The sequence below is a fragment of the Aureimonas psammosilenae genome, from assembly GCF_009176975.1.
Lineage (GTDB): Bacteria > Pseudomonadota > Alphaproteobacteria > Rhizobiales > Rhizobiaceae > Plantimonas > Plantimonas psammosilenae.
Genome location: NZ_WEZG01000005.1, coordinates 327159 through 347487 on the forward strand (window position 1 = coordinate 327159; position 20329 = coordinate 347487).

A 20329-nucleotide genomic window follows, 5' to 3' on the forward strand; every position below is an offset into this window, starting at 1 on the left:
ACTCCTCCCTATCTGCTGAAAATCTAGGCAGGCATATAATCGCGTCAACGCGCTTGACGCCGCCTCGGCACTGACGCAAGCTGTCACCCACATACCGGCCCTGGATGCCGGACGGCAATCGAGCCCCGTTCGTTCGCATGGAAGCATTTCGGCTTTCGCGAACTGCGGGGTTTTTTCGTTTCGGGACCCACCTCCTTGAAGCAGCGGATCGAAATCGGAATCCTTTTTTCGCGCTCCGGCAGCTACGAGCGTCTCGGAGCGGCCTGCCGCGAGGGCGCGCTGGGCGGCATCGCGGCGGTGAATGCCGATCCGGCGCGTGGAATCGAGTTCGTGCCAGTGGAGCGCGATCCGGCCGGGCGCACCGACTCCTATGCGCCGCTTTGCGCTGGACTCCTCACCGAAACGCGCGCCCGCCATATCGTCGGCTGCATCACGTCCTGGAGCCGCAAGGAAGTGATCCCGGCTCTGGAGCGCCATCGCGGCCTTCTCTGGTATCCGGCACCCTACGAGGGTTTCGAGACGAACGATCACGTCGTCTACATGAACGCTGCGCCGAACCAGCATCTCGTGCCGCTCTTCGCCCATGTCGCGGGACGCTTCGGCCGTAACGCCTTTCTTCTTGGTTCCAACTACATCTGGGGCTGGGAAATGAACCGCATCGCCCGCGATCTCGTGGCCGATGCAGGCGGCGAGGTGAGTGGGGAGCGCTATCTGCCGCTCGGCGATACGGACGTTTCGCGGCTGATCGAGGAGATCCGGGCGACCGCGCCGGACTTCGTCCTCAACAACCTGATCGGGCCCTCATCCTACGCCTTCTACGAGGCTTATGCAGCCCTTGGGCGCAAGGACGAACGCTTCCGCCCGGAGCGACGGCCGGTGCTTTCCTGCAACCTGACCGAACAGGAATTGCCCTCCATCCTCCCCCACGGCGAGGGGCATCTGTCCTGCCTGCCCTTCATGCACGATGGAGGCCAAGGCTCGCGCTCCAGCTTCGAAGCGGCGGCCCATGCGGCGGTCACGACGCTTGCCGACGCGATCGAACTCGCCGGAACGGACGAGCCTGAAGCGGTGCGCCGCGCGCTCGCCGGGCGATCCTTCCGCACCGCGCTCGGCGCCATCCGGATCGACCGCGCCACGCAGCATGCCAGCCTGCCCTTCTTCATCGGGCGCATTCGAGGGCTCGGCTTCGAGGTGATCGAGGCGAGCGCGCGAATGGTGGAGGCCGATCCCTATCTGTCGCGCTACGATCCCGTCGCCACGTTCCGCCCGTCCTTGAGGATGGTGCGATGACCCGGCGCGCACGTATCCCCAATCTCGGCGGGGCGAAGGCGGTTCTGCTCCATCGCCCGCATCCGAGCGTCGAAACGCTGACCCGGCAACTCGATGCGATCGGGCTCGACGTCGTGCAATCCTGGCCGGAACTGCCGCCATCGGCCGCGGCTGCGGACTTCCTGTTCTTCGACGTCGATCTCGGCTTCGATGAGCAGTTTCCGTGGGGAGCGAACGAGGCCCCCATGCCGATGGTCGCCTTGATCGGATCGGAAGCGCCGGGCCGGATCGAATGGGCTTTGTCGCGGCAGGCGGATGCGCAGATCGTGAAGCCCGTCGGCAATGCCGGCGTTTATTCCGCGCTCCTGATCGCCCGGCGTGCCTTCGACGAGCGCCGCCGCCTCGCCGCCGAGATCGCGGCCCTGAAGGAACGGGTGGCCGAGCGCCAGACGGTGGTTCGCGCCGTGGTGGCTTTGTCCTCGGCCGGGACGGACGAGGCTCAAGCCTATGCGCAACTGCGCGCGCTCGCCATGAGCTGGCAGGTGACGATGGAAGAAGCGGCGCGCCGCGTGGTCGACCTCAAGAACAGGGAGGCCTCGCATGAGCGTCCTCGTCGGGCCTGACACGGCTCCGCCGCCCGCGTCGGCGCCGTTCGATGGGGAGGGCGTTCTGCGCCGGCTCCTTCGCCGCAAGCTCGCGGTTCTCGGCCTCGTCATCATTGCGGGCGTCGTGACAGCCGCCGCGCTCGCGCCCCATGTCGCGCCCTTCGATCCGAACGAGCAGTTCTTCGACGGTCTGACCCTGGAAGGCTCACCCCTGCCGCCGTCCGAGAAATACTGGCTCGGCACCGATCTCCTCGGCCGCGACCTCCTGTCCCGCATCCTCTACGGCGCGCGCAATTCGCTCATCATCGGGGTCGTCGCCAACGGCGCGGCGCTTGTGATCGGAACGCTGGTCGGGGTCGTGGCAGGCTATTTCCGAGGGGTGCTGGGAACGGTCCTGATGCGCTTCACGGACCTGATGATGGCGTTTCCGGCTTTGCTCCTCGCCATCTGCCTCGCGGCGGTGCTGCGCCCGAGCCTTTGGATCGTCGCGCTCGTCATTGCTTTGGTGAACTGGGTGCAGGTGGCGCGCGTCGTTTATTCCGAAACGCGATCGTTGGCCGAGCGGGAATTTATCGCGGCCGAGAAGACGCTCGGCGCGGGCTCGCCGCGCATCCTCTTCCGCCACATCCTGCCGCACCTCACCTCCACCGTGATCGTCTACGGCACGCTCGGCATCTCGACCACGGTGCTTCTGGAAGCGACGCTGTCCTTTCTCGGCGTCGGCGTTCAGCCGCCGGATGCGTCCTGGGGCAACATCATCTTCGAGAACCAGACCTACTTCCAGTCGGCACCCTGGCTCGTATTCTTCCCCGGCATCGCGATTCTTCTTCTGGCGCTCGCCTTCAACCTCGTCGGCGACGGCTTACGCGACGCTCTCGACCCGACCGAAGGAGGGCGGGACTGATGATCGTCTATCTCGCGCGCCGCTTGTTCCAGGCGGTTCTCATCCTCCTCGGCGTTTCGCTCGTCACCTTCGCGCTGCTTTACCTCCTGCCGGCGGACCCCGCCCGGCAGATCGCGGGGCGCACGGCTTCCGCCCAACAGGTCGCCAATATTCGCGCCCAGCTCGGTCTCGACCAGCCCTTCTTCGTCCAGTACGGGCGCTATCTCGGCAATCTCGTGCAAGGCGATCTCGGCCGCTCCTATCTCCAGCGCTCGGCCGTGTCGGACCTCATCTGGTCGCGCCTGCCGGCGAGCCTCCTCCTGATGGCGGCGGGCATCGCCTGCGAACTCGTTCTCGGCCTGACGCTGGGGGTTCTGGCGGCGGTGCGGCGGGGGCGGCCGGCCGACCACGTCGCGATGGTCGGCTCCTTCGTCACGGTGTCCGCACCCCAGTTCGTGGTCGGGCTTCTGTTCCTCTACGTCTTCGCGGTGAAGCTCGGCTGGTTCCCGATCGGGGGCTACGGCACCTTCTCGCATCTCGTGCTGCCGGCCGTCACGCTCGGGGTCCTCGGGGCCGGCTGGTATTCGCGCATGATGCGCTCTTCGATGGTGGATGTCCTGCGCCAGGACTACATCCGCACCGCCCGCGCCAAGGGGCTCCGCCGCTGGACGATCCTCGCCCGCCACGCGGTTCCGAACGCGCTTCTGCCCGTGATCGCGATGATCGGCATCGATATCGGCCTCTTCATGAGCGGCATCGTGGTGGTGGAAAGCGTCTTCGGCTGGCCCGGCATCGGCCAGCTCGCTTGGCAGGCGATCCAGCGGGTCGATCTGCCGATCATCATGGGCGTCACCCTCGTGTCCGCGGTCGCCATCGTTCTCGGCAACCTCCTCGCCGATCTCCTCGCCCCCTTCATCGATCCCCGCATCAAGCTCCAGTGAAAAGGAAGCCGTTCGCCATGACATCCCTCCTGAAACGCTCCGCAGCAGTGCTTGGCCTATCCGTCGCGCTGAGCTTCGCCCCGCCCCTCGCCTCGGCGCAGTCCGGCGGTTCGATCACCGTCACCTACAAGGACGATATCGCGACCCTCGACCCGGCCATCGGCTACGACTGGCAGAACTTCTCCATGATCAAGGCCCTTTTCGACGGGCTGATGGACTACGAGCCGGGCACCGCCAAGCTGCGCCCCGGCCTTGCCGAAAGCTACGAGATTTCTCCCGACGGCCGCGTCTTCACCTTCAAACTGCGCGACGGCGTGAAATTCCACAACGGCCGCGCGATGACCGCCGATGACGTGAAATACTCCTTCGAGCGCACCACGAACCCGAAGACGCAGTCGCCGGGCGCGGGCTTCCTCGGCTCGATCGAGGGCTTCGATAAGATGCAATCGGGCGAGGCGACGGAACTCTCAGGGATCAAGATCATCGACCCGAAGACCGTCGAGGTCACGCTGTCGCGGCCGGACGCGACCTTCCTGTCGGTGATGGCGCTGAACTTCTCCTTCATCGTTCCCAAGGAGGAAGTGGAGAAGGCCGGCGCCGATTTCGGCCGCAGCCCCGTCGGCACGGGCGCCTTCAAGCTCAGCGAGTGGACGCTCGGCCAGAAGCTCGTCCTGACCAAGAACCCGGACTACTACCGCGAAGGCGTGCCCAAGCTCGACCAGATCGCTTTCGAGATCGGCCAGGAGCCGGTGGTCTCGCTTCTGCGCGTCCAGAACGGTGAGGTCGACGTTCCCGGCGACGGCATTCCGCCGGCTAAATTCCGCGAAGTGATGGGCAATGCCGAGGAGGCCGCGCGCGTCGTCCAGGGCGTGCAGCTTCACACCGGCTACATCACCATGAACGTGAAGGTCGCGCCCTTCGACGATCTTAAAGTTCGTCAGGCCGTCAATATGGCGATCAACAAGGACCGCATCGTCCAGATCATCAACGGCCGCGCGACGCCCGCCAACCAACCGCTGCCCCCGACCATGCCGGGCTATGTCCAGAACTTCGAAGGCTACAAATACGACGTGGCGGGCGCCAAGAAGCTTCTGAGCGAGGCAGGGCACGAGGGCGGCTTCGAGACCGAGCTTTTCGTCGCCAATGTCGATCCCCAGCCCCGCATCGCGCAGGCGATCCAGCAGGATCTGGCGGCTGTGGGCATCAAGGCCTCGATCCAGAGCCTCGCGCAGGCCAACGTGATCGCGGCCGGGGGCTCGGCGGAAGGCGCGCCGATGATCTGGTCCGGCGGCATGGCCTGGATCGCCGATTTCCCTGATCCGTCGAACTTCTATGGCCCGATTCTCGGCTGCGCGGGCGCGGCCGAGGGCGGCTGGAACTGGGCGAAATACTGCAACGCGGACCTCGACAAAAAGGCGGCTGACGCCGACGCCATCGTCGATCCGGCCAAAGCCGAAGAGCGTGCCAAGGCTTGGGGTGAGGTCTACGAGGGTGTGATGGCCGATGCGCCCTGGGTCCCGGTCTTCAACGAAAAGCGCTACACGATGCGGTCCGACAAGATGGGCGGCGACGACGCGCTTTATGTCGATCCGGTCAACACGCCGATGAACTACAAGTATGTCGAGACCAAGTGATGTGTAAGGCTTGCGACTACACCATCCACGGCCGGCAGCATCACTTCGGCTGGGATAATTCCATCGAACCGGCGCTCCGTGTGGCGCCGGGAGCGACGATCGAGTTCGAATGCCGGGATTCGTCGGCGGGGCAACTCACGCCCGACTCCACCGTCGAAAGCGTGAAGACCCTCGATTTCGGCAAGATCAATCCGGTGTCCGGGCCGATCTTCGTGGACGGGGCCGAGCCCGGCGACGCGCTGAAGGTGACGATCGAGGGCTTCAAGCCGTCCGGCTTCGGATGGACGGCGAACATTCCAGGTTTCGGGCTTCTCGCCGACCAGTTCCTCGACCCCGCGCTGACCATCTGGAAATACGACGCGCAAAGCCTTGAGCCGGCGGCTTTCGGCGCCCACGGCCGCGTGCCGCTGAAGCCCTTCGCGGGGACGATCGGCAATGCGCCGGCCGAAGCGGGCCACCATTCGGTGGTGCCGCCGCGCCGCGTCGGCGGCAATCTCGACATCCGGGACCTGTCCGCCGGCACGGTGCTCTATCTTCCGGTGGAGGTCGCCGGCGCGCTCTTTTCGGTCGGCGACACCCACGCCGCCCAAGGCGACGGCGAGGTTTGCGGCACGGCCATCGAAAGCCCGATGAACGCCGTCCTGACGCTCGATCTCGTGAAGAACGCCAATCTCGCCATGCCGCGCTTCACGACGCCGGGGCCGGTGACGCGCCATCTCGACGCCAAGGGCTACGAGGTGACGACGGGCGTCGGGCCGGACCTGATGACAGGCGCGCGTCAGGCGGTTTCCGACATGGTGGAGCTTCTGGCCAAGCGGTACAATCTCGCGCCGGTCGACGCCTATATGCTCGTTTCCACCTGCGGCGACCTTCGCATTTCCGAGATCGTCGACATGCCGAACTGGGTGGTGTCCTTCTATTTCCCGCGCGTCGTGTTCGAATGATGCTCGCGCCGGCTCATGCGAAGGAGACCGGCGCGACCGCGCCGGCTCCGCCACCCGTGCTTTCCGTTTCGAACCTGTCCATCGCGGTCGGGGACGGGGCCAAGCGCCGCGCGCTGGTGTCGGACCTGTCCTTCGAGCTTCGCTCTGGCGAAACGCTCTGCATCGCCGGCGAATCGGGGTCGGGCAAGTCGCTGACATCGCTCGCCATCATGGGGCTTCTGCCCACGCCCGGTCCGGTCGTTTCCGGCGGCTCGATCCGTCTTGGGTCCGACGATCTGACGACGCTCAGTGAGCGCGAGATGCGGCGCGTGCGCGGCGATCGGATCGCCATGATCTTCCAGGAACCGATGACCTCGCTCAACCCGGTTCTGACGGTCGGACGCCAGGTCACCGAAGCGATCGAAGCCCATCGACCCATCGGCCGGGGGGAAGCGCGGCGTCTGGCGCTCGAGGCCTTGCAGGCGGTGCGCATTCCCGAGGCCGAGCGGCGGATGCGGCAATATCCGCACGAACTCTCCGGCGGCATGCGCCAGCGCGTGATGATCGCGATGGCACTGGCCCTGGAGCCGGACGTCCTCATCGCCGACGAGCCGACCACCGCCCTCGACGTGACCATCCAGGCGCAGGTGCTGGGCCTCCTGAAGGAGATCCAGGAAGTCCGAGGCACAGGCCTTATCCTCATCACCCACGATATGGGTGTCGTGGCGGAGATGGGGACGCGCGTCGTCGTGATGCGGGAAGGGCGGCAGGTGGAGGAGGGGCCGGTCGCCTCGCTTTTCGCGCAGCCGAGGGAGGACTACACGCGAGCCCTTCTGGCCGCCGTGCCGCGCATGGGAACGGGCGGCGATCCCTCATTGGAGCGGACCGCGACGCCGCCGGTGGCCGAAATTCGCGACCTGACCGTGCGCTTTCCCATCAAGGGCGGTTTGTTCGGCCGGCCGGTCGCGGAAGTCCATGCCGTCGCCGGCATCTCCTTCGACGTTCCGGGCGGGCAGACCTTGAGCCTCGTGGGGGAGTCCGGGTGCGGCAAGTCCACGACGGCCAAGGCGATCGCGGGCCTCGTTTCCTATGGCGGGCATCTTTCCGTCGCGGGGCGTCCGGCGCAAGGGCTCTCGGTGGTGGATCGGAAAGCCTTGCGCCGCGACGTTCAGATGATCTTTCAGGACCCCTTCGCGTCCCTCGATCCCAGAATGCGCGCCGGCGATCTCGTGGCCGAGCCGCTCGTCATCCACGGCATCGGCACGCCCAACGAGCGGCAGGAGCGCGTCGCGGCCCTGTTCGAGCGCGTCGGTCTTCAGCCGGATGCCATGCGCCGCTATCCGCACCAGTTTTCCGGCGGTCAGCGCCAGCGCATCTGCATCGCCCGCGCCCTGGCTCTGCGCCCCAAGCTCATCATCGCGGACGAAAGCGTGTCGGCGCTCGACGTGTCCGTCCAGAAGCGCGTTCTCGAACTCTTGAAGGAGCTTCAGAGCGAGTTCGGCATCGCCTATCTCTTCATCAGCCACGACATGGCGGTGGTGGAGAACATCTCCCACCGCGTGGCGGTGATGTATCTCGGCCAGATCGTTGAGATGGGGACGCGGGCGCAGATCTTTGGAAACCCGCACCATCCCTATACGCGCCGGCTGATCGAGGCCGTTCCCGTGCCCGATCCGGCGCGCCGCCGCGCCAGTTTTCCGCGTCTGGTCGGCGACATCCCGAGCGCGATCAGAAAGCCGAACGATCCGCCGCCGCGCTTGTCCCTCCTCGATATCGGCGGCGGCCACCTCGCGGCGGCGGGATGAACCTGCCGCGAAAGCGGGATCGGGAGCAAACGCGGAAGGGCTGTTTTCATCTCCGTGCGGACAACAGGAACTTCACGTCGCCGAGACTTAAGCCAACGCGCCGCCGCCAAAGCGCATGGGCGTAGCGCAAAAAGAGAAGCAGAAGACCGAGGATCGGCATGTCCCCCATTCGCTCCAGCGCATGACTGCGCCGACCGAAAGAGCCGGCGCGAAACCGAGCGCCGCGATGACGAGGTTGAGGGCGTTGGAAATGCGTCCAGTCCGCACGTCGATCGAAGCGACCAAGGAAAAGAAGCGGGGCCAGAAGACCGGGGAAAAGAATGTCCGGCGTCATGCGAAGGGCTCCGCAGCGCCCGTCCTCAGCGCGCCGCGTGTTCCCAGTCGGCATAGGCGGCGATGAGGTGAGGGAACTCTTTCGGTTCGGGGAAGCGATCGAAACCGTGTGGCGCGACGCGTGCGACGAAGGGAAGCTTTTCCGAAAGAAAGCTTTCCACGAAGGGGGCGAAGGCGGCGGCATCCTCGAACAGGCTCGATCGCACCACGACGATGTCGCCAAGTCCGGGCGGTCGGGTGAAGACCCAGCTCGCGCAGCGGATGCAACCCTGGTGTCCCGCAGCCGGATCGGCGCCGATCGGACCGGTTTCGCCCGCCTCGACGCTGACGGCGGCCGAGGGGTAGATCGCGCCGAGCGAGTACGGGCCGCCGGTCATGCGCTGGCACCCCCGGCAATGGCAGGCGCCGGTCGCGAGCGGAGCCCCCGCCGCGTCGAGGCGAACAAAGCCGCAGCGGCAGGCCGCGAAGTGGTGGACGGGTTCGGCTGTCATACTCTTCCTTCTCCAGGGCCGCGTCGGCGAGATCGGCGGGAACGCCGTCAGTCGCTCTCGACGATATCGAAGCGGGCGACCTTGCCGTCGGTGAAATGGAAGAGATGGCCAACCATCTTGTCCTTCAAGCCATCCACCTGCACCCGATTGCCATCGCCGTCGCGGATGGTCTGCCGAACCTCCACGAGAACGGCTCCGTCATCGGCCTCGCTGAAGCCCACTGGCTCGACATGGGGATCGACGAGCGACCATTGGCGGGTCCAGTAATCGCGGATGCCGTCATGGCCGTGGACATGGCCGCCGTCCATGCCGTTGGCCCAGGCGACATCGTCGGTGAGCATGGCGAGGACGCCGGGAATGTCCTTGGCGTTGAAGCGCTCGTAAAGGCGGCGGAGGGTGTCGACGTTCTGGTTCATCATCTCTGCCTTTGCTGCAATGCCGACGGCCCGTGAGGGCACCGCCTCATTGCCCTTTGCGTCACCATCTTATATAGGAACCTATGCATCAAGATAGGGTCCTATGCAAGACGACGATCCTTTAGCCGACGTTCTCGTCACCCCCGGTCATCTCGTCAGCCTCGCGGCGCGCAGCTTCGCCCGTCTCAGCGAAGCGCGCTTGAAGCCCCTCGGCTTCGGGGTCGGCACCCTGCCGGTTCTGGTCGCGTTGGAGGAGGGCCATGCGGAAACGCAGCGCGATCTCGCGCGCTTCGCCAGGATCGAGCAGCCGTCCATGGCGCAGATGCTGGCGCGGATGGAGCGGGACGGGCTGATCCGACGCAAGCCCGATCCCACCGATGGCCGCAGCAGCCGCGTGGCTTTGACGGAGGCTGCGCGGGCGCGGCTTCCGGAAGCGTGCGCGACCCTTTTCCAGGGCAATCGCGAGGCGCTCGCCGGGTTCTCCGATCGCGAGGCGGCTCAGTTCGTCGCTCTGCTCACGCGCTTGATCGACAATCTGGACAAACTGACCAAGAACGATCCGCCCCCCTCTCGGACATAGGCGATCCCATCAGAAGCCGAAGCGGATCGATGTAACGGCGGCTCTCTCGCAGAGCAGTCAATCGACGGGCCGATGAGCGCTTCGCAAACGATTTCCCGTTGCCGAGGACATCAGGACGTCTTCGACGATCTGCGTCATTCTTGCGCGTCCGCGGTGAACGCCGCTCTCAGGTCGCGTGGCGTGACAGAAGGCCCTGTGCGATGCGGGACGCGTTGGCGACGTGCGTTGCCGCCGCGGTTGCGGCCGCATCGCGGTCCCGGTGGCGGATGGCGGCCACGATGCGGCTCATCTGGTCGGGGCCTTCCACGTCGCGTCGCGCCGTCTTGATCGTCATGGAGCGCAGATGGTTGATGCGGACCGTCAGCGAACTGACGATGCTCCAGGCGACGTCGCATTCGGCCTCGGCGAAGAGGGTCCGGTAGAATTCCGTGGTCTCGGCCAGCACGAGGCGGCTGTCCCCGGCGGCATAGGCCTGACGGATGCGTTGGAGCACGATCTCGAGGCGGTCGGCGGCCTCTGGCCCCTTGCGCTCGGCGCAGATGCCGGCGGCGAGCCCTTCCAGGGAGCCGCGGATATCGTAGATCTGCTTGGCTTCCTCCAGCGACGTTTCGGCGACCACGGGCCCGCGCTGGGGCAGGTTCGCGACCAGACCTTCCGACTCCAGGTGCCGCAGAACCTCCCGCACGATCGTGCGGCTGACGCCGAGCCGCTCGCAAAGGTCGCGCTCCACAAGCCGCTCGCCCGGCGCAAAGTAGCGCTCGAGGATCGATTCGCGCATCTTCTCCAGCGTGAGTTCGCGAAGCGTGCGCTGGGGGCGCTCCACCCGAAGGCTCGTTATGCCGGGCGCCTTGGCCGATATCGTGCTCATATGGGTCTCCCGCTCACTGCGCTTGGCTTGCGAACCCTATCAGCAGAAGACGTGCGTGGCTTGCGGGTCGAAGCCGAGCCAGACCGTATCGCCCCGCGACAGGCCTTCGATCGCGCCGTGGCCGAAAGGCAGGCGCACCGCCACATCCTCGCCCCAGCCGGTGGTCGCCGCGACATGGACGTTGGAGCCGAGGAAGGTGAGGTCGGAAACACGCACGGGAAGCGTCCGCCCGTCACCCGGCTCCCGGCGGTGAAGCTGAATGCGCTCGGGGCGCAGGAGCAGGGCCCCCGCCGCCCGCTGGCCGCCCGAACCGTGCACCGGAACGCCGGGCACGAGAAGGTCGGACCCGAGCCGGATATCGGCCGTATGGCCGTCCGAGCGCACGACCTCGCAGGACAGGAAGTCGCTGTCGCCCACGAACTCGGCGACGAACCGCGTGGCGGGATTGGCGTAGAGTTCGGGGCCGGTTCCGACCTGATCGATCACGCCCTTGGAGAACACGGCGATGCGGTCCGACATGCGCAGCGCTTCCTCCTGGTCGTGGGTGACGTAAAGGATGGTCACTTCCGTTTCCTGATGGATGCGACGGATCTCGTGCTGGATCTCCTCGCGCAGCTTCTTGTCGAGCGCCGACAAGGGCTCGTCCATGAGAAGCACGGGCGGGTCGTAGGAGAGCGCGCGGGCGAGCGCCACGCGCTGCTGCTGGCCGCCCGACATATCGGAGGGACGGCGATCCTCGAAGCCCTCCAGGCGCACGAGCTTCAGCATCTCCTTCACCTTCGCGTCGATCTCGGCCCTCGGGCGGCGGCGGACCTTCAAGGGAAAGCCGACATTCTCGGCGACCGTCAGGTGAGGAAACAGCGTGTAGCGCTGGAACACCATGCCGATTTGTCTGAGATGCGAAGGCGTTTGCAGGATCGAGCGGCCTTCGAGGAGGATGTCGCCGGCGGTCGGGTCCTGAAACCCGGCGAGGATGTAGAGGGTCGTGGACTTGCCCGAGCCGGACGGCCCGAGAAAGGTCATGAACTCTCCCCGGCGGACTTCGAGATTGACGTCCTGAACGGCGGTGACGGCACCGTAATCCTTACGGATGCCGCGGATCTGTAGGTAGGGCGCGGTCACGATTTGAACCCCTTTCGAACCAGGGCGACGAGCAGCATCAGGATGATGGTCAGAAGAACGAGGAGGGTGGAGGCGCTGGCGACCACCGGCGTCAGGTCCTGGCGCAGCACCGTCCAGATCCGCACGGGCAGCGTTTGAAGGGTCGGGCTCGCCATGAAGATCGCCAGCACCACCTCGTCCCACGAAGTGAGGAACGAGAAGATCGCCGCCGAGAACAGGCCGTGCCCGATGGCCGGCAGCGTCACGCGGAACTTGGCTTCCAGCGGGCTCGCGCCGCAAAGAACGGCGGCGTCCTCGATGGACTTGTCGAAGCCTTCGAGCGCGTTGGTGATGGCCAGAACCGAGAAGGGCAGCGCCACCACGAGATGGGCGAGAACGAAGCCAGGCACCGTCCCGTTGAGGCCGAGGCGCAGGAAGAAGGCGTAGAGCGCCACCGCCAGCACCACCACCGGCAGGATCATGGGCGTCAGAAAGAAGGCCTTCAGCGTTTCGCGCCCCCGGAACTTTCCACGCACCAGGGCGAAGGACGCGCAAAGGCCGATGCCGACCGAGAACACCGTCACGAGGGCGGCGATCTGGAAACTCGTCCAGGCGGATGCGAGCCAGCGCGGGTCGGCGAAGAACTCACGATACCAGCGCAACGTCCAGGACGGCGGCGGAAAGATCAGCCATTGCGACGAGCCGAAGGACAGGGCGGCGATGAAGACGATCGGCAGGAGCAGAAAAGCGGCGGTGAGGGCGGTGATGCCGACCAGCACCCATCTCCACCAGCCGAGCCGTTCGAAACTGAGCAGCATCTCAGCGTCCTCCCATCTGCGAGGTGCCGAACAGCTTGAGCTGGAAGGCGTAGAGGGCGAGCGTCGCGACAAGGAGAACCAGCGCCGCCGCGCTTCCCATGCCCCAATTGACGAGGCTCTGGACGAACTGCGCGATGAGTTCGGCGAGCATCATGTTGCTGGTGCCGCCGAGAAGCGCAGGCGTGACGAAATAGCCGAGCGACATCACGAAGACCATCAGCGCGCCGGCGGCCATGCCGGGGGCGGCGAGCGGCAGGAGAACGCGCCGGAGCGACTGCCAGCGCGTCGCGCCGCAAAGCGCGGCCGCCTGGAGGATCGAGGGGTCGATGCGCCGGATCACGCCATAGAGCGGCAGGATGATGAAGGGCAGCATGATGTAGACCATGCCGATGGTCACGCCGACGAGATTGTTGACGAGCGTCAGGGGCTGGTCGATCACCCCAAGATTCATCAGCGTCTTGTTGATGATGCCGGTGCGCTGAAGAAGCACCATCCAGGCATAGGTGCGCGCCAGAAGATTGGTCCACATCGACAGAAGCAGGATCGCGAAGACGATCCGCGCCCAATGGGCGGGCATGATGGCGAGCGTCCAGGCGACGGGAAAGCCGATCAGGAGCGAGATCGCGGTGACGAGGCCCGACACGAGGAAGGTGTTGAGGAAAACGCGCAGATAGGTCGAGGACCCGAGCAGTTCGGCATAGTTGCCGAGCCCCGGCACCGGCTCCAGGACGCTGCGCAGGAGCAGGGAAACCACCGGCACCACGAAGAAAACGAAGAGCAGAACGAGCGCGGGAACGGCAGGGCCCAGTCCTCGCGGAACGAGGCTCCGGCGCGACGGGCGCCCGTCGAGGGCGGATGTGTCGGATATGTTGGACATGGTGTGCTGCCATCCTCCCGATGGAATGTCCCGTGGCGCGGGGTGCCGGCTCATCGAACCGGCAGGACCCCGGACGAACGAAGCCTGTCCGGAGCCTTCGGGGGCCGGTCCGCGCCGACCGTGCCCCCTTGTTCGAAGAACGCGCTTCGACCCGTTACTGCGCCTGCCAGGCGTACCAGCGGGTGCCGATCTCGTCGCGATGCTCGGCCCAGTAGTTCATGTCGGAATTGACCTGGGTCGCCTTCTGCTGATCGGGCAGGGTCTTGGCGATGTCGGGCGCCATCAGCGGGGGCGAGTCGAGATTGGTCGGGGCGTAGCCCGTGGCCGCCGCCATGTCGGCTTGGCCTTGGGGCGAGGAGGCGTAGGCGATGAACTTCATCGCCGCTTCCTTGTTCTTGGCGCCCTTGGGCACCACGAGCGCGTCGGCCGCGGTGATGTTGCCGTCCCACGAGGTCTCGATCGGCAGCCCGTCGGCTGCGAGCGAGGTGAGGCGGCCGTTCCAGAACGAGCCGAAGGGCGCTTCGGCGGAGGCCAGGAGCTGCTGCGACTGCGCGCCGCCCGACCACCAGATGATGTCGGACTTGATCGTGTCGAGCTTCTTGAAGGCGCGGTCGAGATCCAGCGGATAAAGCTTGTCGGCCGGAACGCCGTCCGCCAGAAGCGCCGCCTCGATCACGCCGGGCGCCGACCACTTGTAGAAGGTGCGCTTGCCGGGGAACTTGGCCGTGTCGAAGAGATCGGCCCAGCTCTTGGGGCAGGCGGCGACGGCGCCGGAATTGCAGCCGATCACGAAGGAATAATAGAACGAGCCGACCGAATGGTCGGTGACGAAGCGCGGATCGAGCCGGGTCTTGTCGATCACCGCGAAGTCGAGCGGCTCGAGAAACCCGTTCTTGCCGGCCTGGACGGCGTAGTCGCCTTCGACGTCCACCGCGTCCCAGGTGACGCCGCTTGCCTCCACCATGGCCTTCAGCTTGCCGTAGTCCGTCGGGCCGTCCATCAGGACGTTGGTGCCGGAGGCGGCGGTGAACTTGTCGGCCCAGGACGCCTTCTGCGCGTCCTGCGTCGTGCCGCCCCAACTGGTGAACACCATGTCGGCGGCCGAAGCCGAAACGCCGGCACTGAGTGTCAGAAGCGCGAGCGACGCGGTGATGATCTTCAGGCTTTTCATTGCTTTTTCCTCCCAGAAAAAATGGCTTGGCCGCGTGGATGTCAGGGTCCAGTCGGCGGAACGGGCGAGAACGGCGCGGCTTTCATGATCTTGTTGTCGCCGCTGACGATGAGGTCGCGGATGCGCGGCAGGAAGGCCTGCCATTCGGGGTCGGCACCGAGCGCGGCGCGGCGCCGCTCGCGATCGTCGAGGCCGGGAAAGGCCCAGATATGGACGATCTCGTTCAAGGGGCCGATCTCGGAATAAAAATAGCCGACCAGCGTGCCGAGATGGCGCTTCTGGATGGCGATCCCTTCCGCGACGGCGCGAAGGTAGTCCGGCACGGAGCCGTTGCGGAGGCGATAGGTTCGGATTTCGTAGATCATCGCGCTCACCGCATCACGAAGGGATCGGGGATCGGATCGTCGGAAGTGCGCAGCCACACCGTCTTGGTGCGGGTGTAGTCGAGCGCCGCCGCAAGGCCGCCCTCCCGGCCGTGACCCGACAGCTTGAAGCCGCCGAAGGGCGCGATGGGCGAGACGGCGCGATAGGTGTTCACCCAGACGACGCCCGCATGGATGCCCCGGATGAGGCGATGGGCGCGCGTCAGGCTGCCGGTGAATACGCCGGAAGCGAGGCCGAAGGCCGTGTCGTTGGCGAGCCGCAGCGCCTCGGCCTCGGTTTCGAACGAGACCACGGACAGGACAGGGCCGAAGAACTCCTCCTGCAGTGCGGGCGCGGAAGGGATGCCGTCGCAGTCGATGATCGTCGGGGGATAGAAGAACCCCTCGCGCTCCACCGCCGCACCGCCCGTCAGCACCTTCGCCCCCGCCGCGACCGAGCGCGCAACGAGCTTGTCGATGTTCTCGATCTGCCGGCGCGTGCAAAGAGGACCGACTTCGGTCGCGCGGTCCAACGGCGCGCCGATGGCCACCGCCGAGGCCTTTTCTATCAGAAGGGCGAGAAAGCGATCCTTGACGCTGCGCTCCACCAGAAGGCGCGAGCCGGCGACGCATGACTGGCCGCTCGCAGCGAAGATGCCGGCGACCTGGGCGTTGGCCGCGCTTTCGAGATCGGCATCGGCAAAAACGAGGAACGGCGACTTGCCGCCGAGTTCCAGCGAGGTCGAGGCGAGGTTCTCGGCCGACTGGCGCACGATATGCCGGGCCGTCGCGGGACCGCCGGTGAAGGCGACATGGGCGACCAGCGGATGGCCGGACAGAACGGCCCCGCAGGTCGGTCCGAAGCCGGTAATGACGTTGACGACGCCGGCCGGGAAACCCGCTTCGTGGATCAGGCGGGCGAGTTCGAGAAGCGGGGCGGGGCCGTCTTCCGAGGCCTTCACCACCAGGGTGCAGCCGGCTGCGAGCGCCGGCCCGATCTTCACCGCCGACAGAAAGAGCTGCGAGTTCCATGGCACGATGGCCGCCACGACCCCAATCGGCTCGCGCCGCGTCCAGACCTCCATGTCCGGCTTGTCGATCGGCAGCACCGCGCCTTCGATCTTGTCGGCAAGGCCCGCATAATAGCGGTAATATTCGGCAACATAGGCGATCTGCGCGGCCGTTTCGCGAATGATCTTGCCGGTGTCGCGGGTCTCCAACTCGGCGAGCGCTTGCGCATTTTCAGCCACGAGATCGGCGAGGCGGTAAAGCAGCTTGCCCCGCGCCGTGGGCGTCAGGCTCGCCCAGGGCCCTTCGTGAAGGGCGCGATGGGCCGCCCGCACGGCACGGTCGACATCGCCCTCGCGCGCTTCGGGCATCTCCGCCCAGGGCTGACCGGTGGCCGGGTCGAGGCTTTCGAAGCGCGCGTCCCCGTCGGTGAAGGCGCCGTCGATGTAGCTTTGGAAGCGCCGCATCGGATCAGCTCGCAAAAGCCGGCATGACGGACGCGATGAAGCGCTCCAGCGAGGCCTTCTTGCGCTCGAAACTCATGCCGGTGTCGATCCAGAACGAGAACTCGTCGTAGCCCATCGCCTCGTAAGCCTTGATGCGGGCGATCACTTGGCGCCCGTCGCCGACGACGTTGTTGGCGCGCATGGCGTCCGCCGAGATCATCGGATTGGCCGTCAGTTCCTCGGACGACAAGCGCTCGATCAGGCCCTGGTGCACCGGGCGCTCGTTCTTGAACCAGGCGAAGAAGTAGTTGTAGTACACCGACAATTCGCGCGCGGCTTCCGCGACATCCGCCTCGTCCGAGCCGACATAGGTATGGCGCAGAAGCATGATCTTCGGCCGCGCCTTGTCCGGATTGGCCGCGCAGGCTGCTTCGAAGCGCTCCATCAGCGTGCGCACCTCGTTGTCGTCCTGCCAGAGCGGCGTCACCTGCACGTTGCAGTCGTTGGCGACGGCAAATTCGTGGCTGTTGGGATCGCGCGCAGCCACCCAGATCGGGGGACCAGGCTGCTGCACGGGCTTGGGCGCGGAAGTTGTGGAGGGGAACTTGTAGAACTCGCCCTCATGGGCGTAGTCGCCGGCCCACAGCGCCTTGGTGGCGGGGATGAGTTCGCGCATGCGCTGGCCCGCGCCCCAGGCGTCGAGGCCGGGGGACAAGCGCTCGTATTCGTAGGAATAAGCGCCCCGCGCGATGCCGACATCCAGCCGGCCGCGCGTGATGAGATCGGTCATCGCGGCTTCCCCCGCCAGCTTGATCGGGTGCCAGAAGGGAGCGATCACCGTGCCGGTGCCGAGCCGCGCCTGCTTCACGTGGTTGGCGAGATCGGCGATGGTCACGAAGGGATTGGGGGCGATGGTGAAATCCATGCCGTGATGCTCGCCGGTCCAGATGGCGTGCATGCCGCCCCGGTCGGCGATCCGGCAGAGTTCCAGGAACTCCTCGTAGAGGTCCTCCTGACGCTGGTCCGCGTCGAGGCGCTCCATGTGGACGAACAAGGAGAACTTCATGGTTCAGGCCTTTCCGGCGAAAGCGTGAACCCGCCCCGCCGTTTCGTTGCCGAAATAAACGCCGTAATTGCCGAGAGCCTGCTCGGATATGAAACGGCGCAGGATGTCGGCGGTCTGGGGCGTGTCCAGACGGTCGAACGGAATGTCGGAGATGGCCACGAACTGCCCCGCGCGAGGCGCGCCCTCGGCGGCGCCGGTGCGGTAGACGATGTTTTGACGGCTGCCGGCGCGATCCTCGAACACGGAGAAGAGGTAGCCCGCGGTTGTCTGGATGCCGGTGCGAGAGAGAAGGTCGGCCTCGATCGCGTCCATTGGATCGCGGTCGCCCAAGGTAGTGGACGGCAGGGCGAAGCGGTCTCCATCGGCGGGCACGAGCAGGATCTCGCCGGCGCGCTCCACCACGGCGGAAACGTTCGTGTCCTCATCCACTGACGCGCGGGCAGCCTTGGCTTCCAGGGAAGGCGTGAAGTAGCCGCCGCGCACGTATCCCAAGCCGTTGCGCCCGGAATTCTCGAAGCCGGCGACCCGGCCGATCAGGATCGCGTGGTCGCCCGCATCGACGATCTCCTCGCTCGTGCAGTCGAACCAGGCGGCCGCCCCCGGAAACACCGGCGAGCCCGCCGGTCCGTCCTGCCATTTCACGGCTGCGAAGCGGTCTTCCACAGGCTTGGCGAAGGTGTTGGAAACGTCCTTCTGGTTCTCCGCCAGAACGTTCACCGCAAAGGCCTTGGCGCCGGTCATGTTGGCGAAGTTGCGCGAGGTCTTGGCGAGGCAGATCAGAAGCAGCGGCGGGTCGAGCGACACGGAAGCGAAGGAATTGGCGGTGAAGCCGATCGGCGAGCCGTCGCCGGTTCGGCTCGTCACCACAGTGACGCCGGTCGCGAAAGCGCCGAAGGCGTCGCGCAGGGTACGCGGATCGAATGCTGTCATGACTCTTCTCCCAAATGCGTCAGTCAGCGGCGGAGCCAGGTGGCGAGGTGTCGGTTCACCTCGTCCGGGGCGGTCAGGTTCACCATGTGCCGGTGCCCCCGAATAATGACGGCCTCGCCGTTGGGCGCGGCCTCGGCCATGGCTTCGGCCATGGCGGGCGTGGAGTTCGGATCGCCGTCGCCCGTCATGAAGAGGGCGGGGCATTCGACGCGCGGCCACGCGTCGGCATAGGTTTCGTCGCCGCCGGCAAAGGCGGAATAGGCCGTGGCGTAGCCGCCGAGATCGACGCCGGCGAGCCAGCCGCGCGTCAGTTGGTAGGCGGCGTCGCTTTCAGCCTCGTCGCCGAACCAGCGGCGCAGCGGCCCTTCGAAATCGACGCCGCCCCCGGCGATCTCACCGGCGCGCTGCTTCACCGCGGCGCGCGCTTCCGGCGAGCGGCGATAAACGCCGTTCAACAGCGCGACGCGCCGGATGCGGGGACCGAGGGTCGCAGCCGCGCCGCCGGCGATCAGCGCGCCCATGGAATGGCCGGCGACATTCGCCGCGTCGAGCTTCAGATCGTCGAGAAGTCGTCCCAACCAAGCGACGAAGGCCTCCAAAGGGGCCCCCGCCGGCAACTTCGAGCTTTCGCCGTGGCCCGGCATGTCGACAGCGATCACGCGGTTCGAGGCCGAGAGCGCCGCGATCTGCGGCGTCCAGGCTTCCAGGCGCATGCCGACCCCATGGATCAGGACGAGCGGTTCGCCTTCGCCGGTCTCGACGAAGGCCGCGCCGCCGGCCGTTCTAGACCGCTGCCGGGTTGGCGACATCGTGGCCAAGCTCCTTGAGGTCCTGATAACGATCGCCGATGCGGTGATGCGGACGGCCGCCGACGGAAGCGCCGAGCGCGACGAGGATTTCGTTCGCCGCCGGGGCGTCCGGCACCGACGTCTGGATCGTCAGGTAATGCGAGCGACGCCCTTCGTCGTTCTTGTCCATCAAGGGGATCATCACGGGTGCGTTGGCGGGGCCGCGCGTGTTGCAGAAGGCGAGATAGGACTTCGCCCCGACCGCCTGACGGTAATGGTTGCCGAAGCGCAGCGTGTGAATGAGTGCCGAAGCGTGCTCGATCTCGCCGTCGAGACCCACCACGGCGGATTTGCCATAGGCCTCCACCGCTTCGCCCGAGCCGACGGCTTCGAGGATCATGCGGGTCAGAAGTTCGCCCAGAACCGGCGCACCGGCATGGATTTCGGGCCGAAGGTCCTCGACGAAGCCGCGCCCCGCCCACGGATTGCGGACCACGGCGATGGCCGTGAAGAGCTTCAACGGTGACGGTGCCGCCTTGCCGCCTTCGATCAGCGTCGTCTCGACCTGCAGCAAAGTCTTGCGGATTTCCATCGACCGCTCCCTTCCTCGTCCAAGTTGGTCGTATCATGGTATACCAAAATATGATATGTCAAACGATATCGTGACGCGGTCGGAGAGATCGCGTCGTTGGGAGGCTTCCGATGAGTTAGCTTTCGCAAAATCCGTTGTTCACGCAGCGAGCCCCGATTGCCGGCGAGTGGGTCGGTGCTGGTCCCAAGAGCTTCGAGGTTCGCGATCCGTTCGACGGGGCGGTGCTGGCGGTGTTGCCGGATCTGGGCGTGGACGAGACGCGCCGCGCCATCAAGGCGGCGAGCGCGGTTCAGAAGGACTGGGCGAAGAAGACCGCCAAGGAGCGGGCCGGGGTCCTGAAGCGCTGGCACGATCTCGTGATCGAGAACGCCGACGATCTGGCCGCGATCCTCACCGCCGAACAGGGCAAGCCGCTGGCCGAG

At 66.2% G+C, this 20329-nt stretch carries 21 protein-coding genes and 1 pseudogene; 9 read left to right on the forward strand and 13 right to left on the reverse strand.

Translation table 11 applies throughout. The annotated features are described in order from the left end of the window. Positions 1–195 precede the first annotated feature (195 nt). From F9929_RS12135 to F9929_RS12165, 7 genes are read left to right on the forward strand one after another with little or no spacing between them, the layout of a single operon-like run. The gene (locus F9929_RS12135; RefSeq protein ID WP_152046825.1) at positions 196–1290 is read left to right on the forward strand and encodes a transporter substrate-binding protein; all 1095 of its coding nucleotides are present in this window, start codon (positions 196–198) and stop codon (positions 1288–1290) included. After that, a complete protein-coding gene (locus F9929_RS12140; RefSeq protein WP_152046826.1) occupies positions 1287–1892 on the forward strand; it encodes an ANTAR domain-containing response regulator in 606 nt (201 codons plus the stop codon). The genes F9929_RS12135 and F9929_RS12140 overlap by 4 nt, the downstream gene beginning before the upstream one ends. After that, positions 1870–2778 (forward strand): ABC transporter permease, encoded by a 909-nt coding sequence (locus F9929_RS12145; protein WP_152046827.1) that lies wholly within the window; start codon positions 1870–1872, stop codon positions 2776–2778. The genes F9929_RS12140 and F9929_RS12145 overlap by 23 nt, the downstream gene beginning before the upstream one ends. Next, the gene (locus F9929_RS12150; protein ID WP_152046828.1) at positions 2778–3698 is read left to right on the forward strand and encodes an ABC transporter permease; all 921 of its coding nucleotides are present in this window, start codon (positions 2778–2780) and stop codon (positions 3696–3698) included. The genes F9929_RS12145 and F9929_RS12150 overlap by 1 nt, the downstream gene beginning before the upstream one ends. A 17-nt stretch (positions 3699–3715) precedes the next feature. Further along, entirely contained in the window at positions 3716–5332 is a 1617-nt protein-coding gene (locus F9929_RS12155) for an ABC transporter substrate-binding protein (RefSeq protein ID WP_152046829.1), read from the forward strand. Further along, positions 5332–6276 (forward strand): acetamidase/formamidase family protein, encoded by a 945-nt coding sequence (locus F9929_RS12160; RefSeq protein ID WP_152046830.1) that lies wholly within the window; start codon positions 5332–5334, stop codon positions 6274–6276. The genes F9929_RS12155 and F9929_RS12160 overlap by 1 nt, the downstream gene beginning before the upstream one ends. Beyond that, entirely contained in the window at positions 6276–8060 is a 1785-nt protein-coding gene (locus F9929_RS12165; RefSeq protein WP_152046874.1) for an ABC transporter ATP-binding protein, read from the forward strand. The genes F9929_RS12160 and F9929_RS12165 overlap by 1 nt, the downstream gene beginning before the upstream one ends. A gap of 359 nt (positions 8061–8419) precedes the next feature. On the opposite strand, the gene F9929_RS12170 is transcribed toward F9929_RS12165, so the two are convergent. Next, positions 8420–8884: a GFA family protein gene (locus tag F9929_RS12170; protein ID WP_152046831.1), complete on the reverse strand. Its 465-nt coding sequence runs from the start codon at positions 8882–8884 to the stop codon at positions 8420–8422. 47 nt (positions 8885–8931) lie between these two features. Beyond that, on the reverse strand, positions 8932–9300 hold the full coding sequence (locus F9929_RS12175; RefSeq protein ID WP_152046875.1) for a nuclear transport factor 2 family protein: 369 nt from the start codon (positions 9298–9300) through the stop codon (positions 8932–8934). A gap of 103 nt (positions 9301–9403) precedes the next feature. Between F9929_RS12175 and F9929_RS12180 the strand changes: the two genes are divergently transcribed. Further along, positions 9404–9880, forward strand: coding sequence for a MarR family winged helix-turn-helix transcriptional regulator (locus F9929_RS12180; RefSeq protein WP_152046832.1), 477 nt, complete (start codon positions 9404–9406; stop codon positions 9878–9880). Between the two features lie 166 nt (positions 9881–10046). Here F9929_RS12180 and F9929_RS12185 read toward each other — a convergent pair whose 3' ends face one another. The 11 genes and pseudogenes from F9929_RS12185 to F9929_RS12235 all read right to left on the reverse strand — a co-directional run bounded on the left by F9929_RS12185 (position 10047) and on the right by F9929_RS12235 (position 19907). Then, complete coding sequence (locus F9929_RS12185) at positions 10047–10748, reverse strand: GntR family transcriptional regulator (protein ID WP_152046833.1); 702 nt, start codon at positions 10746–10748, stop codon at positions 10047–10049. A gap of 39 nt (positions 10749–10787) precedes the next feature. Next, entirely contained in the window at positions 10788–11870 is a 1083-nt protein-coding gene (locus F9929_RS12190; RefSeq protein ID WP_152046834.1) for an ABC transporter ATP-binding protein, read from the reverse strand. Further along, the gene (locus F9929_RS12195) at positions 11867–12667 is read right to left on the reverse strand and encodes an ABC transporter permease (RefSeq protein ID WP_152046835.1); all 801 of its coding nucleotides are present in this window, start codon (positions 12665–12667) and stop codon (positions 11867–11869) included. The genes F9929_RS12190 and F9929_RS12195 overlap by 4 nt, the downstream gene beginning before the upstream one ends. A gap of 1 nt (position 12668) precedes the next feature. Next, positions 12669–13463, reverse strand: a pseudogene (locus tag F9929_RS12200) (ABC transporter permease); the annotation flags it as partial. A 235-nt stretch (positions 13464–13698) separates the two neighbouring features. After that, a complete protein-coding gene (locus F9929_RS12205; RefSeq protein WP_407922228.1) occupies positions 13699–14637 on the reverse strand; it encodes an ABC transporter substrate-binding protein in 939 nt (312 codons plus the stop codon). Between the two features lie 119 nt (positions 14638–14756). Continuing rightward, complete coding sequence (locus tag F9929_RS12210; RefSeq protein WP_152046838.1) at positions 14757–15080, reverse strand: NIPSNAP family protein; 324 nt, start codon at positions 15078–15080, stop codon at positions 14757–14759. A gap of 5 nt (positions 15081–15085) precedes the next feature. Then, complete coding sequence (locus tag F9929_RS12215; protein WP_152046839.1) at positions 15086–16552, reverse strand: aldehyde dehydrogenase; 1467 nt, start codon at positions 16550–16552, stop codon at positions 15086–15088. A 4-nt stretch (positions 16553–16556) separates the two neighbouring features. After that, the gene (locus F9929_RS12220; protein ID WP_152046840.1) at positions 16557–17597 is read right to left on the reverse strand and encodes an LLM class flavin-dependent oxidoreductase; all 1041 of its coding nucleotides are present in this window, start codon (positions 17595–17597) and stop codon (positions 16557–16559) included. A 3-nt stretch (positions 17598–17600) separates the two neighbouring features. Then, positions 17601–18527: a flavin reductase family protein gene (locus F9929_RS12225; RefSeq protein ID WP_152046841.1), complete on the reverse strand. Its 927-nt coding sequence runs from the start codon at positions 18525–18527 to the stop codon at positions 17601–17603. Between the two features lie 23 nt (positions 18528–18550). After that, positions 18551–19336: an alpha/beta fold hydrolase gene (locus tag F9929_RS12230; protein WP_152046842.1), complete on the reverse strand. Its 786-nt coding sequence runs from the start codon at positions 19334–19336 to the stop codon at positions 18551–18553. After that, entirely contained in the window at positions 19311–19907 is a 597-nt protein-coding gene (locus F9929_RS12235; RefSeq protein WP_152046843.1) for an amino acid synthesis family protein, read from the reverse strand. The genes F9929_RS12230 and F9929_RS12235 overlap by 26 nt, the downstream gene beginning before the upstream one ends. Positions 19908–20041: 134 nt before the next feature. Between F9929_RS12235 and F9929_RS12240 the strand changes: the two genes are divergently transcribed. After that, a partial coding sequence (locus F9929_RS12240) for an aldehyde dehydrogenase family protein (RefSeq protein WP_152046844.1) occupies positions 20042–20329 on the forward strand: 288 nt, incomplete at its 3' end.